This window comes from Candidatus Seongchinamella marina (genome assembly GCF_026262685.1).
GTDB lineage: Bacteria > Pseudomonadota > Gammaproteobacteria > Pseudomonadales > Halieaceae > Halioglobus > Halioglobus marinus.
In genome coordinates this window covers 1,078,407-1,093,294 of the sequence record NZ_SHNP01000001.1, presented here as the reverse complement: position 1 = coordinate 1,093,294, position 14,888 = coordinate 1,078,407, and the positions used below count along the sequence as shown (strand labels likewise).

At 52.8% G+C, this 14,888-nt stretch carries 14 protein-coding genes; 11 read left to right on the top strand and 3 right to left on the bottom strand.

Annotated features, from left to right (window positions below):
- Nucleotides 1-70: 70 nt before the first annotated feature.
- A complete protein-coding gene (locus EYC87_RS04915) occupies nucleotides 71-523 on the bottom strand; it encodes a Spy/CpxP family protein refolding chaperone (RefSeq protein ID WP_279251863.1) in 453 nt (150 codons plus the stop codon).
- 143 nt (nucleotides 524-666) lie between these two features.
- Here EYC87_RS04915 and EYC87_RS04910 point away from each other — a divergent pair, with 143 nt between their 5' ends.
- From EYC87_RS04910 to tauD, 3 genes are all read left to right on the top strand, one after another.
- Nucleotides 667-1,362, top strand: coding sequence for a response regulator transcription factor (locus tag EYC87_RS04910; protein ID WP_279251862.1), 696 nt, complete (start codon nucleotides 667-669; stop codon nucleotides 1,360-1,362).
- A gap of 1 nt (nucleotide 1,363) precedes the next feature.
- Complete coding sequence (locus tag EYC87_RS04905; RefSeq protein WP_279251861.1) at nucleotides 1,364-2,707, top strand: sensor histidine kinase; 1,344 nt, start codon at nucleotides 1,364-1,366, stop codon at nucleotides 2,705-2,707.
- A 68-nt stretch (nucleotides 2,708-2,775) separates the two neighbouring features.
- Nucleotides 2,776-3,600 carry a taurine dioxygenase gene (tauD, locus tag EYC87_RS04900; RefSeq protein WP_279251860.1) on the top strand — a complete coding sequence of 275 codons (825 nt, stop codon included), beginning with the start codon at nucleotides 2,776-2,778 and terminating at the stop codon, nucleotides 3,598-3,600.
- Nucleotides 3,601-3,673: 73 nt separating this feature from the next.
- Here tauD and EYC87_RS04895 read toward each other — a convergent pair whose 3' ends face one another.
- Together EYC87_RS04895 and EYC87_RS04890 are read right to left on the bottom strand one after the other, a co-directional pair.
- Complete coding sequence (locus EYC87_RS04895; RefSeq protein ID WP_279251859.1) at nucleotides 3,674-4,828, bottom strand: acyl-CoA dehydrogenase family protein; 1,155 nt, start codon at nucleotides 4,826-4,828, stop codon at nucleotides 3,674-3,676.
- A gap of 12 nt (nucleotides 4,829-4,840) precedes the next feature.
- Entirely contained in the window at nucleotides 4,841-5,545 is a 705-nt protein-coding gene (locus EYC87_RS04890) for a TetR/AcrR family transcriptional regulator (protein WP_279251858.1), read from the bottom strand.
- A gap of 68 nt (nucleotides 5,546-5,613) precedes the next feature.
- Between EYC87_RS04890 and EYC87_RS04885 the strand changes: the two genes are divergently transcribed.
- The 8 genes from EYC87_RS04885 (at nucleotide 5,614) to EYC87_RS04850 (ending at nucleotide 14,888) form a co-directional block, all read left to right on the top strand.
- Entirely contained in the window at nucleotides 5,614-6,786 is a 1,173-nt protein-coding gene (locus EYC87_RS04885; protein ID WP_279251857.1) for an acyl-CoA dehydrogenase family protein, read from the top strand.
- Between the two features lie 38 nt (nucleotides 6,787-6,824).
- Entirely contained in the window at nucleotides 6,825-7,778 is a 954-nt protein-coding gene (locus tag EYC87_RS04880) for a bifunctional MaoC family dehydratase N-terminal/OB-fold nucleic acid binding domain-containing protein (protein ID WP_279251856.1), read from the top strand.
- 14 nt (nucleotides 7,779-7,792) lie between these two features.
- On the top strand, nucleotides 7,793-8,224 hold the full coding sequence (locus tag EYC87_RS04875; protein WP_007229392.1) for a hotdog family protein: 432 nt from the start codon (nucleotides 7,793-7,795) through the stop codon (nucleotides 8,222-8,224).
- 3 nt (nucleotides 8,225-8,227) lie between these two features.
- Nucleotides 8,228-9,403 carry a lipid-transfer protein gene (locus tag EYC87_RS04870; RefSeq protein WP_007229239.1) on the top strand — a complete coding sequence of 392 codons (1,176 nt, stop codon included), beginning with the start codon at nucleotides 8,228-8,230 and terminating at the stop codon, nucleotides 9,401-9,403.
- A 91-nt stretch (nucleotides 9,404-9,494) separates the two neighbouring features.
- Nucleotides 9,495-10,700, top strand: coding sequence for an MFS transporter (locus EYC87_RS04865; protein ID WP_279251855.1), 1,206 nt, complete (start codon nucleotides 9,495-9,497; stop codon nucleotides 10,698-10,700).
- A gap of 389 nt (nucleotides 10,701-11,089) precedes the next feature.
- A complete protein-coding gene (locus EYC87_RS04860) occupies nucleotides 11,090-11,644 on the top strand; it encodes an NAD/FAD-utilizing enzyme (RefSeq protein WP_279251854.1) in 555 nt (184 codons plus the stop codon).
- Nucleotides 11,645-11,739: 95 nt separating this feature from the next.
- On the top strand, nucleotides 11,740-13,092 hold the full coding sequence (locus EYC87_RS04855) for a c-type cytochrome (RefSeq protein WP_007229347.1): 1,353 nt from the start codon (nucleotides 11,740-11,742) through the stop codon (nucleotides 13,090-13,092).
- A gap of 44 nt (nucleotides 13,093-13,136) precedes the next feature.
- Nucleotides 13,137-14,888 (top strand): cytochrome c oxidase subunit I, encoded by a 1,752-nt coding sequence (locus EYC87_RS04850; protein ID WP_007229324.1) that lies wholly within the window; start codon nucleotides 13,137-13,139, stop codon nucleotides 14,886-14,888.

Below are 14,888 nucleotides of genomic sequence, written 5' to 3'. Positions count from 1 at the left end.
CCGGCTGCTCTTTGCCAACAAAAAAATGCGCGGCAGTGCCGTCCAAAACCAGATCTCTCAAAACGTTAATCTAGTCACGACGCCCTGCCCAGCGTTTCCCCATTCGCTGGTCGCGCTGTTTTGACATTGCTGTGAATTGCTCGCGCTGATCCGGAGAAAGTAACTGATAAATTTCAGCATGGGTGCTGGTCATTTGGTACGCCATTCGAGCGCTAATCTCGCCCAACTCGTCCGCAAGTTTTTGAGCGATGCCGGGATCGAAATCAGCATGCATTGCTTTCATCTGCTTGCGTATTTCGGCAAGGCGCGCCAAATCAGCCGCGCCAGTTTCCCTGCCACCCTCCAACAGCGCTTCAACCTGCTGCTTCTGCGTATCGGAAAGCGCGAGTTCATCTGTCATGTGAGACAGTCTTTTATCGATATTAAATTCCGGTGGCGGCCCCATTGACCAGGCACCAGCAGATAAAAGAAGAACGCCCATTAAGGCAGTTCCCGGTATCAACTTAAACAGTATTCGATTCATCATGATCTCCTGACACAATTCGGCAGCTGTTGCGGCACGATGCATATAAATTTACACAAAAGCCTGGTTAAGCTCCTCATCAAACTAGTAAAGAAATGTTAAGGACAGGTGACAAACCGGCTGCGCTTCTACAGACTGAAAGGATGAAAGATCACGTACTAATCATCGATGACGACAAAGAACTCTGTGCTCTTCTCGCTCAATATCTGGAGCTGCAGGGTTTTGAGGTCAGCAGTATTCATGATGGCGCTGAAGCGGTAACACATCTGCAACAGCAGGAATACGACACACTGGTGCTGGATGTAATGCTGCCGGGAATGATGGGACTGGATGTGTTGCGCAAAATAAGAGACTTCACCGACACTCCGGTACTTATGCTCACTGCCCGGGGTGAAGATACGGACCGCATAGTAGGCCTGGAGATGGGCGCCGACGATTATTTGCCGAAGCCCTGTAACCCGCGAGAACTCGCGGCGAGACTGAGGGCGATTTTACGCAGATCCCAGCTTACCGACATAAATGAGTCACAAACCGAGGTTAGCGTTGGTAGCACCACCCTCAACAGCGCCAATCGCACTGCGATACACCGGGGCGTGTCATTAAACCTCACTAGTGCGGAGTTCAACCTGTTGATGATCTTGTTAAAACGCGCGGGCAAGATCGTTGATAAAGATACGCTCAGTCAAGAAGGCCTGGGAAGACCACTTTCGGCCTACGACCGCAGCGTTGATGTCCACGTCAGCAAAATTCGCCGCAAGCTGGCGAATGCCGGTGGCAAAGAGCTGATTGTCAGTGTCCGCGGACTCGGCTATCAGTTTGCCGTAGATGGCGGTTACTAGAGTGCGCGGATCAATATTTATCAAGATTTTTCTTGGCTTTTGGCTGGTATCTATCGCAGTGCTAGGTAGTTGGCTACTGGCCGATAGCTACATCGAAACTCTGCCTGCACCCGAGCAACAGCACCGCCCACCGCAGGATCCTCCTCAACGCTTTGTATTGCGGCTGATCTATGCAATGCAAAACACGCCGGCAGAGCAGCTTCCTGCCATTATAGAAAAAGCAAAAAGCAAACATGATATCAATGTGTGGCTACTGGACAGGCAAGGTCGTGACCTGCTGGAACAGAGGGTTCCAGCCAAGGTCGCTACCGTGGCAAACCAGCTGCGCGGACGCAAGCGACGCGCTTTCGCCAGGCACCGTGAGGGACCTCTAATTGCACATAGCGTTAACCTGTTTGATGGTAGCCCTCGCCGAATGGTAATGATGTTTCCCAAACCCAATCACCAGATTATTGGCTTACTCATCGCCAATAACTGGCTGAGATTGCTACTCGCGATACTGGTCAGCGGACTTATCTGCTATGCGCTCTCCAGAATGACGACTAATCGATTGCGCGACTTGCGCCATGCTTCGCGAAAATTAGCCGATGGCGACTTACACACTCGAATTCATGTGCGCGACCACGGTGGAGACGAAACTGACGAACTGGCCCGTGACTTCAACACCATGGCAAGACAGCTGGAAACCCGGATGCGAGAGCAAAAGCAGCTGCTCAGTGATGTCTCTCACGAGCTACGGTCTCCCCTGGCGCGGATGCGTGTTGCGCTTGCGCTCGCTATGGAGGATGAGCATTTGCGGCTCGACCTTCTCGGTCGAATGGATAATGAAACGGTTCGCCTGGAAGACCTGATAGCCCAGCTGTTATCTACGCAAGAAAATTCCCTGCCGCTAGACAAACACGTCGACCTGATCGCACTGCTGTATCAACTCTGCGATGACGCATGCTTTGAAGGTAATCAAACCGCTAAGAAGGTCACGCTGTCGACCGGATTAGCTGAAGCCATCGTTGCCAGTAGTGGTGACCTTCTGCACAAAAGCTTTGAAAATATAATTCGCAACGCCTTACAGCACACTCCCGAAGAGAGCGAAGTTCGAGTTCAGGTCATAGATACGGCAGGTAGCTACCAGGTCAGCATCGAGGACTGCGGGCCGGGTGTTAAAGAGCAAGACTTGCAGCGCATTTTTGATGAGTTCTATCGTGTTGATAGCGCGCGCAGTCGCGATGCCGGCGGCTATGGGCTCGGACTATCAATCGCTCACCGTGCGATTGTCCAGCACGGGGGCGCACTGACAGCAGAGAACACCAGGAAGGGGTTGAAGGTGATTGCCCGCATTCCTAAATAGCATTCAAAACACTATGCAGAGCTCAATCGAATGCTAGAATAGTGGGTTTTCAGGGGAGTGGCTTTCAAATGCTTGATATCAAACCAATGGCCGGCGCATTGGGCGCTGAAATACATGGACTGGACCTGTCTGGGGAGTTGGGCGAAGGCGATTTTGCGCGCGTTCGCAAACTACTCAATGAGTATCAGGTCATTTTTATTCGTGACCAGGATATCAGCCCCGCCAACATGAAGGCCCTCGCCCTCTCTTTCGGTCCTGTCCAGACTCACCCAGCCTATGAGACTGTCGAGGGCTTCCCCGAAATCACCATTCTGGAAAGCACACCGGAAAAACCGACTAAAATCGAAACCTGGCATACAGACATGACCTTTAATCAGCACCCGCCAATGGCGACCATGCTGAAATCAGACATCATCCCTCTCAAGGGCGGCGACACACTCTGGTCAAGCATGACTGCGGCATACGATGCGCTGTCCGTTCCTATGCAGAAGTTCCTTGAGGATCTGAACGCGGTTCACGACTTCCGCTGGGGATTCAAGGAGAGTCTTGCAGAACCGGGCGGGGCTGAGCGCCTGAAGGACGCGGTTGCCGCTAATCCCCCGGTTCGCCACCCAGTCATACGCACGCACCCGGAAACAGGTAAGAAAGCGATATTCGTGAATGAATTGTTCACCACCCACATTGACGAGTTACGCCGTGATGAAAGCGATGCCCTATTGGGCTTTCTGTATAAGCATGTAACAACAGACGAATTCACCTGCCGCTTTCATTGGCAGGCCAACAGTCTGGTGATTTGGGATAACCGCTGCACCCAGCACAAGCCTATCAACGACTATTTCCCGGCACATCGAAGAATGGAGCGTATTACCATCGATGGGGACAAGCCCTACTAAAACCTGTATCCAACGCATTCGGGCCGGTTAGGCCCGAGGACCGCTAGCGACGAACAAGAGGCGGGCGACTCCGTCAAACCTCCAGAGAGCGGAAACCGAGCGTACGGTCAGCCGCTAAAAGTTCGCCCAGCTTCTCCAGCTGTTGGCCTGCGTTGCCCAGCGAGTAGCTGATCTGCTTCGCCATCAGATAAAAGCGATGAATGGGATATTCAACGTCTGCTCCCATGCCTCCATGCAAGTGCTGCGCGGTACAGACCACACGATGCGATGCATCGCAGGCCCACCATTTGGCAGCGCGAACCTCGGCTCGTGCCTCCTTGCCATTGCTCAGGCACCACAGTGCCAACCAATAGGTGGTGCGGATAGCCTCTACATCGATGTAACTATCTGCCATGCGCATAGCCAGAGCCTGGAAGCTGCCCAGTGGAACGCCAAACTGGTTGCGTTCGCTGACGTATTGCGCAGTGCGCTTCATCGCTTCTTGCGTCACCCCAACCTGCTGCGCACAATGTGCAATGTTGGCACGCTCTTCAAGCCAGTCAACAATCGTGTCGCCCTGACCCTGCGCTCCTAGCAACGCTTCGCTGGTCACACGGACATCGTTTAAGGTCAGGTGGGCAGCTCTCTGCCCGGAAATACCGATTTCTACCGCGGTCAGGTCCACCCCGGTTTGCGCCACTGGCACAACGAAAACGCTGGTCTCGTCTTCGCCCGTTGCGGCAGGCACCAGAATATAATCTGCCACCGCACCATCGGGCACCAGTGCCTTGGTTCCATTGAGTGTCCAATTATCGTCACTTCCGCGACCAGCCGTGACAGACGTGGTTAAAGCGCTGTTCATCCCAAGATCGGCAATAGCCGCACTGAACTTGGATTGTCCGCTGGCCAATTCAGTCAGCCACTTTTGCTGCTGTTGATCAGTGCCGTACTCTGCAATGGGTAACCCGCCCAAAACCAGGCAGGAAAAAAGCGGTATCGGCGCCACTCTCCTACCTTGTTCTTCGAGCATCAGACACAGCTCGGTCAGTCCAAGTCCGCTGCCGCCGACCGCTTCCGGCACAGCAATTCCCAGCAAACCTTGCTCAGCAAGGGTGGTCCACAAGCCGCTATCGTAAGTTTCGTCACCGCGAGAAAAATTCAACAGAAACTCATCCGTCGCTCGATCGGTAAAAATTTGATAAGCGAGTTCTCGGATTGCACTCTGGTCTTCTGTGTAATTGAAATCCATGCCTTTACTGCCTCAGTGTCTCCTGACCATCGCGGCCAGATTGCGTGTGTATTTAAGTTGATTCTGCTCCGGATGTTCAAGGAACAGTGCTCGGTAGAACATGGTGGACATCAATTCCGCGAACTGATCTACACTCAAATTTGCGGCCATTAACGGCTCGCTGCGATTGATAAAGTACTCTCTAATCAACCCCTCCCCGACGCCAGCTAACGAGTAAACCACCATCAAGGCCTGATTTTTTTTGAACTTCACATCCGGGAAAAGGCCAGGCATTCGCTCAACCAGCCACATCAGTTGCTCTCGATAATTGTTCCGCAGCATGCTGCCAAAATCCGGATCTTCGTCAGCCAGCTGCAGCAAACAGCGCATTACGCCTGGACGCTTGGCATAGCTGCGAACAATCACCAGGTTGTAAGCGTGAATTCGACTGTACCAATCTCCGGGCTCGACATCTTTCTCTATTTCCGCAGGGTCCCTCGCAGCCTCAGCAAACTCGGTCAATACTTCTACAGTGAGGGTTTTCAGGTCATTGAAGTAGTGATAGAACAGACCCTGAGCCACGCCGGCCTCCCGGGTCACGTCTACGATGCGCATTTTGTGGTAGCCGTCGCGCTCAAGCACCACCAAGGCCGCCGCCATTAGACGAGCGCGGGCCCTCTGCCCTCGTGCACTGAGCGCTTTCTCATGACTTTTTTCGATGACTGCTGATTTCGACATGCGAATAAAATAGTTGAATTTGAATTCAATTTCAATATTATTGTGTCATCGCGAATGAGGAACAGTCCATGCACGTCGAATACACCACCGAACAGAAAGAGCTGCGAAGAGAGTTTCGCGCCTATTTTTCCAGCCTGATCAAGCCGGAATATCGAGAAGAGCTCCGCAACGCAGAGAGCGGGGACCTTTATAAGGAACTCATTCGCCAACAAGGTAAGGATCAAATGCTGGCTGTAGGCTGGCCCGAGCAGTATGGCGGGCGCGGTCTGACTGAATCAGAGCAGCTGATCCGCTATGAAGAAGCCCTCCTCGCTGGCGCCCCAACGCCCTTCGTCACTCTCAATACCGTCGGCCCGGCACTGATGAGCCAGGGCACAGAGGCCCAAAAACAGCGTTTCCTGCCCGGCATTGCAGCGGGTGAAATACATTTCTCAATTGGCTACACAGAGCCCTCGGCTGGCACTGACCTCGCAGCACTGACGACCTCTGCCGTGAAGCACGATGACCACTACCTTGTGAACGGTAACAAGCTGTACACCAGTGGCGCCGAAGGCGCCGACTATGTTTTTCTCGCGGTTCGTACCGACCCCGACGTACCAAAGCACAAGGGAATATCAATACTCGTGGCCGAAACCAGCGATCCGGGTTTCTCTCGTGGCGACATCCACACCATGGGTGGTGTGCATACCAATGTCACCTATTACGAGAACGTAAAGGTGCCTTTGGACATGATTATTGGTGCAGAGAACGCTGGATGGCGCCTGATCACCGAACAACTCAATCATGAGCGCATTGGGCTTGCCGCCTGGGGAATTCAGGGCTGGAAAATATTCAGAGATGTAATGAACTGGGTCCACGACACCAAGGGAGCCGATGGACAACGGGTGATAGACAATCCCGGTACCCAGCGTAACCTTGCCGAGGTCTACGCACACCTAGAAGCCATGCGGGTAATGAATGCCCGCATGTCCTGGCAGTTGGACCAGGAAGAAATGAGCCCGGTGTTTCCCTCTGCCATTAAGGTTTATTCCACCGAAATCATATTAGAAATATGCCGCCTGTTGATGGACGTGGTGGGACCACACTCGCTTATTGCCGGCGACAGTGAAGGTGCTGTTCTTCACGGCAACCTGGAACATGAATACCGTCGCGCCACTATTAACACCTTTGGCGGCGGCGTAGTGGAAGTGCTGCGAGGTCTGGTAGCGACTCACGGGCTGGGCATGCCCCAGCATCGCTAGAACTAACATCAAACAACAACCCGATTGGAGCTTGTTCAATGACACCTGAAGAGCAAAACGCCTTCGAAGAAAAAATCTACGCCTACTCAGGCGCGCAGGTTTGTGCAAGAACGCCCGCTGCAGACGCAGTGAACCCAGCCATGATCAGGCACTGGACCGAGGTAATGGGCGACAACAACCCCGCTTACACCAACGAGGAGTGGTCGGCCAGCAGCGCGCGCGGAAAAACCATCGCCCCCGCAGCCATGCTGTATGTGTGGAACCAGGAAGGCTATACGGTGACCACGGGGCGCGCCTCAGATCCCCAGACTGACATGGTTGAACTGTTTAACGAATATGGCTTCACCGGCGTATTGGGCACTAACGTCACGCAGGAGTACTTTAGGGAAGTCAGCCCCGGTGACACCGTCCATGTTGAGATGGTGATAGATAATCTTTCCGAGCGAAAATCTACCGCGCGCGGTCCCGGTTATTTTTTCGAAACCCTGGCGACGTTCACCGACCAGAACAACGAGAAAATCGGTACTCAACGATTTCGGGTTCTCAAGTTTATTCCGCAGGAGCAGCCTGCTGCTGCCGCTGAAGAAAAGCTGGCTGTACCCAGCCGCATTGCCTCTCCCCGTGGCCACGACAATGGCTGGTGGTGGGACGCCTGCGACAAGGGCCAGGTGTTAATTCAGCGCTGCAAGAATTGCCAGACCTTGCGCCACCCTCCCCGCCCAATGTGTGGTGAGTGCCAGTCAATGGAGTGGGACTCCATCGAATCCAGTCTGGACGGTGAGGTTCTGTCTTACACCGAGTTGCACCACCCAAAAATTCCCGGGTATCAGTATCCGCTAATCTGTGCGGTGATCAAATTGCGTGAGGGAACAAGCATTGTGTCAAATGTCGTGGGCTGCGAGCCCTCTGACATTTACATAGGCATGAAACTGAAAGGTAAAGTGGAACAAGTCGACGAAAAAAACACCCTGCCACAGTTCTACCCGGCGTAACGAGGAGCAAAGCAATGAGCGAATACCAGACATTGAGCTGCGCCGACGTATCTGTCGGTGACAAATTACCCCCCCTGGATATTGATATCAGCAGCGGCCTAATTGTTGGCGGCGCCCTGGCGACCCGCGACTTCGAACCGGTTCATCACGATAAATCAGTCGCACAGGCCTCCGGCTTACCGGACGTATTTATGAACATTCTCACCAGCCAGGGCCTGATGAGCCGCTTCGTCACCGACTGGAGCGGACCGGATGCCAGCATCAAATCACTGGACCTTAAGCTGGGGGCACCTAACGTTCCCGGCATGGTGATGACCATTACCGGGGAAGTCACCGAAAAAGATGACAGTACGGGTGAGGTCAACGTTGCTGTGTTGGGCGAAAACAATATTTGGGGCATGCATATGCAGGGCACCGTAAAACTGGCATTGCCACAGGAGGGCTGAGTCGTGGTCGCTAATATTAAAGACAAGGCCGTTATTGTCGGCGTAGGCAATACCAAATTCAGCAAGGACTCCGGCGTCTCGGAACTCAGCCTGGCAGTGCAGGCTATCAAAACAGCTCTAGATGATGCCGGCCTGCAGCCATCGGATGTAGACGGCATGGCCACCTTCACCATGGACAGCAACGACGAAATAGAAGTCGCCCGCGCCCTGGGCTGTGGTGGACTGAATTTCTGGGGACGCTCACACTACGGTGGCGGTGCCGCCACTGGCACGCTTCACCAGGCGACGATGGCGATTGCAACGGGCATGGCCGAAGTTGTGGTGTGCTTTCGCGCACTCAACGGGCGGTCCGGCCACCGTTTTTCAAGCGGGGTTTCTGGCGAGATCACCACCGCTGATGCAATCCACTGGGGCTGGTACATGCCCTATGGCCTGCTTACCCCCGCCTCCTGGGTAGCGATGTTCACCCAGCGCTGGATGCATAATACCGGCGTGACCAAGGATGCACTATTTGAGGTCGCTCATTCCACCCGTGAGTACGCGGTAAACAACCCGAATGCGTTCTTCCATGGACGCTCATTTGATCGAGCCGAATACGACGCGGCGCGGATGATCGCTGACCCTTTGGCATTGTTTGATTGCTGCCAGGAAAGTGATGGCGCTTCGGCGATAATTCTGACCACCCCTGAACGAGCGCGCGATCTCAGGCAGCCCGGCGTTACTGTTTGCGGCGTGGCTCAGGCCTCTGCTCCCGACCAGGAACAGATGACCTCGTTCTACCGCGACGAATTTGCCGCCATTCCAGAAATGGAAATAGCCGCCAAGAATGTGTACCAGATGAGCGGGCTTACTCCTGATGATATCGACGCTGCCGTTATCTACGATGCGTTTTCGCCCATTGTTTTGTGGCAGCTGGAAGCCTGGAACTTCTGTGGCTTTGGCGAGTCGGGCGACTTCGTCCTTGACGGTGCCCTGCGAGCTGATGGGCGCCTACCCACCAATACCCACGGTGGCCAGCTTAGTGAAGCCTATATCCACGGCGTCAATGGCCTGGTGGAAGCAACCAGGCTGGTGCGGGGGCAATCCCTGAACCAGCCCAGTAAAAATGTTGACCATGCATTGGTGACTTCCGGCGTAGGCATTCCTACCGGTGGCGCGATTCTTGGTAAGCTTGACTAGCCGGTTGATGGAGCACCGCACTAATCTCTACTGCGCAGACAAGGGAGAAATAATGACTGCGTCATAAGGCAACACCGGATAGGTTAACGAGATGTTCTACGGCTGGAGAATAGTTGGCGGCGCGTTCACGGCGCAGCTTTTTGTAGTTGGCTTTTTTACCTATTCGGTGAGCCTTCTTGTTGCACCAGTGCGAGCGGAGTTCGGCGTTTCACTCGAGCAAGTCATGTACAGCCTCACCAGCGCAACTTTCCTGGGGCTGTTTCTTCAACCATTGGGTGGTTTCCTGATTGATCGTTACTCAGTCAGGATTATTATGATCACAGGCACCCTGCTCTGTGCGCTGGGTCTTTACGCTCTGGCAGCTTCAACCAGCATTACTCAATACACTCTGGCATTTGCTTTGACGATGTCTGTCTCCAACTCATTGGTGGGCCCTATGAGCAGTTCCGCGGTTATCTCCCGGTGGTTTTCCAGCAGTCGCGGTCGTGCCCTTGGCATTGCAGCCCTGGGCACCTCAGTTGGTGGTGTTCTCATACCTGCCTTGATCAGTCACTGGCTGGACGAAGGGGGCTGGCGGGTTGCAGTCCAAAACCTGTCGTACTGCATCCTGTTAATTATGCTGCCTGCCGTCATCCTGACCATAAGGTCAAAACCCGCAGACCTGGGTCTATCGGCAGAGGTAGGCAATCAAGCCGCCTCAGCAAACACAGAGCAACGACAAAAATTTGATATGAAAGCTATTCTTTCAACCCCGGGGTTTTGGTACCTCGGTTTGAGCCTGGGTTTATTATTCAGCGCTTATTCCGCAGTACTTTCTAATCTCACGCCTTATGCGATCAACCTGGGCGGCAGTAAAGAGCAGGCATCAACCCTGATTATGTCAGTAGCAATCGCCGGCTTTTGCGGCAAAATCCTCTTCGGCATGGCCGCAGATAAATTCAGTCTCAAGGCCGCGCTCTGGGTTGCTCAGGCACTCGTAGCCAGCGCATTTTTGGTCCTGGCAACGGAACCGGAATACCTGTGGATGCTAGTAGGGTCTGCCCTGCTGGGTCTCGCGGCCGGCGGCATGCTGCCCGTTTGGGGCGCGTTAATGGCAAAAGTGTTCGGGCTTGCCAGCTTTGGCCGCGCAATGGGTTTAATGGGCCCGATAATAACGCTTTGCGTCATGCCCGGCTTCGCCATAATAGGAAGGATGTATGACGAACTGGGAACCTATGCAAACAGCCTTGTTTTATTTGCCTGTGTTTGTTGTGTCGCGGCCATCATATTAAAGCCTTTGCGCATACCAGAGGATTAAAATTGGTTTTTTAACAACTAATGCGTCTTAAAAAAATGCTGCTGGTAGCTAAATAGTCTTAAAAAGCAGTACTTTTCCTTTTCCCGCAAAAAATATCTTACAAAAAATCGAAATTATTACTGTTTTAATAGCATATTCGTCTATCTATCATTTTTTAAATCGCTAAAAGACCTTAAAAACAGGCCTGAATAGCACCAAACGGAACTTACACTTTTCTCCTTATACCCGAGTGCTATACTCGGTATAAGCCATCACACCACTCGCGCTTGAAAGTGCGAGTAATAAATTTGAAGGCTTTGGTCATGAGTTGTCCGGCCTGCGGAATTCTCTAACGACGGTAATTTCGTGATAGCCCGGCAAGATAAAGCCAGATAAAGGGGTAACACGGTATGCGACGACACTACTACATCAGCACCGACCTGGATGACCTGGAACAGATCGAGAAAGACCTGGAAGCAGCCGGTGTCACCACTCCACAGATTCACGTTCTTAGTAATGACGACACCGGTGTAGAAGAACACCACCTTCATCAAGTCGAAGCCGTACTCAAAAAAGATGTCGTTCACGGTACCGAACGCGGCGCGGTCGTAGGGGTTTTAGCTGCTATAGCAGTACTATTCATCGCTTGGGTCACGGGTATTAACGAGACTTACACCTGGGTTCCCGCAATATTTTTGTCAGTGATCGTGCTCGGATTCTGCACCTGGGAAGGAGGGCTGATTGGTATACAGGAACCACACGTCGACTTCGCTCGGTTTCAAGGCGATTTGGAAGAAGGCAAACACATTCTTTTTGTTGATTTCGACCCGGACCAGGAGCAAATACTGAATCAAGTGGTGAGTTCACATCCTGGCCTTGAAGATGCGGGCCTGGGCAGCGCCACTCCAAAATTAGTTGTCATGGCACAGCAAAAATGGTCCAGGTTTATGCAACTAGCACCTTGATCTGTGCAAGCAGATCAGTAGCAATGTGGCAGGCATTGTAACAAAGCAGTCATGACTGGCAGATAAATAACAAAAAATAAGCAGGGAGATGGTCGATGAAGCTGGCGATAGCACTGGTTTTACTGGTAATAGCTACCCTGTTGTTTCACTGGCTAAGTCCCTGGTGGTTTACTCCGCTAGCTTCCAACTGGGGTGCCGTCGACACTACCGTTGACATCACTCTCTATATAACAGGCTTTGTCTTTGTAGCCGTTAATCTTTTTATGGCCTATGCCATCTTCCGCTATCGCCACGACCCATCCCGCAGAGCGCACTACGAGCCCGAGAACAAGAAGCTGGAAATTTGGCTTACCGGTATTACTGCCGTTGGCGTAGTCGCCATGCTGGCTCCAGGACTCATTGTCTGGGCTGATTTTATCGATCCGCCGGAAGATGCCGATATTGTGGAAGTGGTAGGTGAGCAGTGGCAATGGAGCTATCGCTTCCCTGGTGAGGACGGCGTACTCGGCAAAGTCGATTCACGCCATGTCGGCCCGGATAACCCGTTTGGTATGGCGCCAGACGACGCTGCAGGTAGAGACGATGTCCTGGTGCGAAATAAGGACCTACATCTTCCGATCGACCGTCCAGTAAAAGTCCTGCTGCGCTCCAAGGACGTTCTCCACGACTTTGCCGTGCCGCAATTTCGCGTAAAGATGGACTTGATTCCAGGCACAGTGACCTACCTCTGGTTTACACCGACGCGTACCGGAAATTTTGACATCCTTTGTATGGAATTGTGTGGCATCGCCCATTACGCCATGCGTGGCCAAGTGATCGTTAATACCGGTGATGACTTCAATGCATGGCTGGCAGAGCAACCTACCTGGGAAATGATGCAGGGAAGAATCGCCGGAGACCCTAGCATTGGAGAAGGTCAGTACGCAGTGTGTAGCGCCTGTCACGGTGCCATGGGCGAAGGAAACGTGGCACTAAACGCGCCAGCTCTCGCAGGCTTACAGGGCTGGTATCTGGAGCGACAACTTCAGTACTACAAGGATGGCGTACGCGGCTCGCATAAGGATGATATCTATGGCCAACAAATGGCACCCATGGCGGCCATGCTTGCTGACGATGATGCAGTCCGCCACATGGTCGCTTACATAGAGTCGCTGCCGGCAGTAGACATGCAAAGCTCTTTGCTTGGCAACGTCGCGAAGGGAGCAGACCACTATGTCACTTGCGGCGCATGTCATGGCGGCGAGGCCCAGGGAAACTATGCACTGCAAGCTCCTAAATTGTCGGGACAGCACGACTGGTACCTTAAGCGTCAACTGGCAAACTTCCGCAGCGGAATCAGGGGCGCTCACAAGAAAGACAACTACGGCAACCAAATGGTTCTGATGTCCCGGGCACTGCACAACGAACAATCAGTAAATGATCTTCTGGCCTATCTCAACACCATGTGAAAACACAAAGATAAAATGGAACACTAAGAAAGCGGGGGTAATCAATGCAACACACTGCCATTGCAGACCAGATTGACACCATGCACGACCCAGACACTTTTATTACCAAATATGTCTGGAGTCAGGATCACAAAGTCATTGCAATCCAGTATGGGCTCACGGCGGTGTTTGTCGGTCTGGTCGCGCTAGTCTTGTCCGCGCTAATGCGACTGCAGCTCGGTTTTCCTGACAGCTTTGATTTTATCGACCCCAATTCCTATCTCCAGTTCGTCACCATGCACGGTATGATCATGGTGATTTATCTGCTCACTGCCCTGCTGTTGGGCGGTTTTGGTAATTACCTAATTCCACTGATGATCGGCGCCAGGGACATGGTTTTTCCCTACATGAACATGCTGAGTTACTGGACTTACTTGCTTTCAGTTATCGTTCTGCTGGCGAGCTTTTTTGTTCCCGGCGGACCAACCGGGGCCGGCTGGACGCTCTACCCTCCACAAGCAATTTTGCAGGGCACACCGGGCTATGACTGGGGCATCATTTTAATGCTGGCTTCACTGGCGATCTTCATCATCGCCTTCACCATGGGCGGCTTAAACTATGTCACCACTGTCTTACAGGCGCGCACTCACGGTATGACGCTGATGCGAATGCCTCTGACAATTTGGGGAATTTTTACTGCCACTGTGTTGGGTTTATTGGCCTTTCCCGCGCTGCTTGTCAGTGCCATCATGATGATGCTGGATAAAGTTATCGGTACCAGCTTTTTTATGCCCGCCCTGGTTTCTATGGGCGAGAGCCTCGATTATACCGGCGGCAGCCCGGTGCTGTTTCAACACCTGTTCTGGTTCTTTGGCCATCCTGAAGTTTATATTGTCGCCCTACCCGCCTTTGGCATGGTCTCTGACGTTCTTGCTACACACGCACGCAAAAATATTTTCGGCTACCGAATGATGGTATGGGCCATTGTGGCCATCGGAGGCCTGAGCTTCGTCGTCTGGGCTCACCATATGTACGTTAGCGGCATGCACCCTGCATTCGGGTTTTTCTTTGCCACTACCACCCTGATCATCGCAGTACCCACGGCGATCAAAGTTTATAATTGGGTTCTGACGCTATGGAGAGGAAATATCCATTTCACTGTTCCAATGCTGTTTGCAATAGGGTTCATATTTACCTTTACCCACGGCGGGCTCACCGGATTATTCCTGGGTAACGTCACCATCGACCTGCCCTTGTCTGACACCTATTTTGTTGTGGCTCACTTCCACATGGTAATGGGGGTCTCACCAATCATGGTGTTGTTTGCCGCCATTTATCACTGGTACCCACTCATAACGGGGCGCATGTTCAGTGACACCCTGGGCAAAGCTCACTTCTGGTTTACTTTCCTGGGCACCTATGCCATTTACCTGCCAATGCATTATATCGGCGTTCTCGGTGTGCCAAGGCGTTACTTTGCAATGGGAGACACCGATTTCATTCCTGAGTCTGCTCAGACGCTTAACGCCAGCATCACGATTTCTGCACTCATCGTAGGGCTGTCGCAGTTGATCTTCCTCTACAATATTTTTTGGAGCTTGCGCTACGGAGAAAAGGCGGCACACAATCCATGGGGTGCCACCAGTCTCGAGTGGCAAACAAAAGATGTGCCTCCGCATCACGGCAATTGGGGCGATAAGCTGCCACAGGTTTATCGCTGGGCGTATGATTTTAGCGTTCCCGGCGCCAAGGAAGACTTTATTCCCCAAAACCACCCCGTAAGCCCCGAAGAACACACAGCCGGCGAGGCAAGCTGA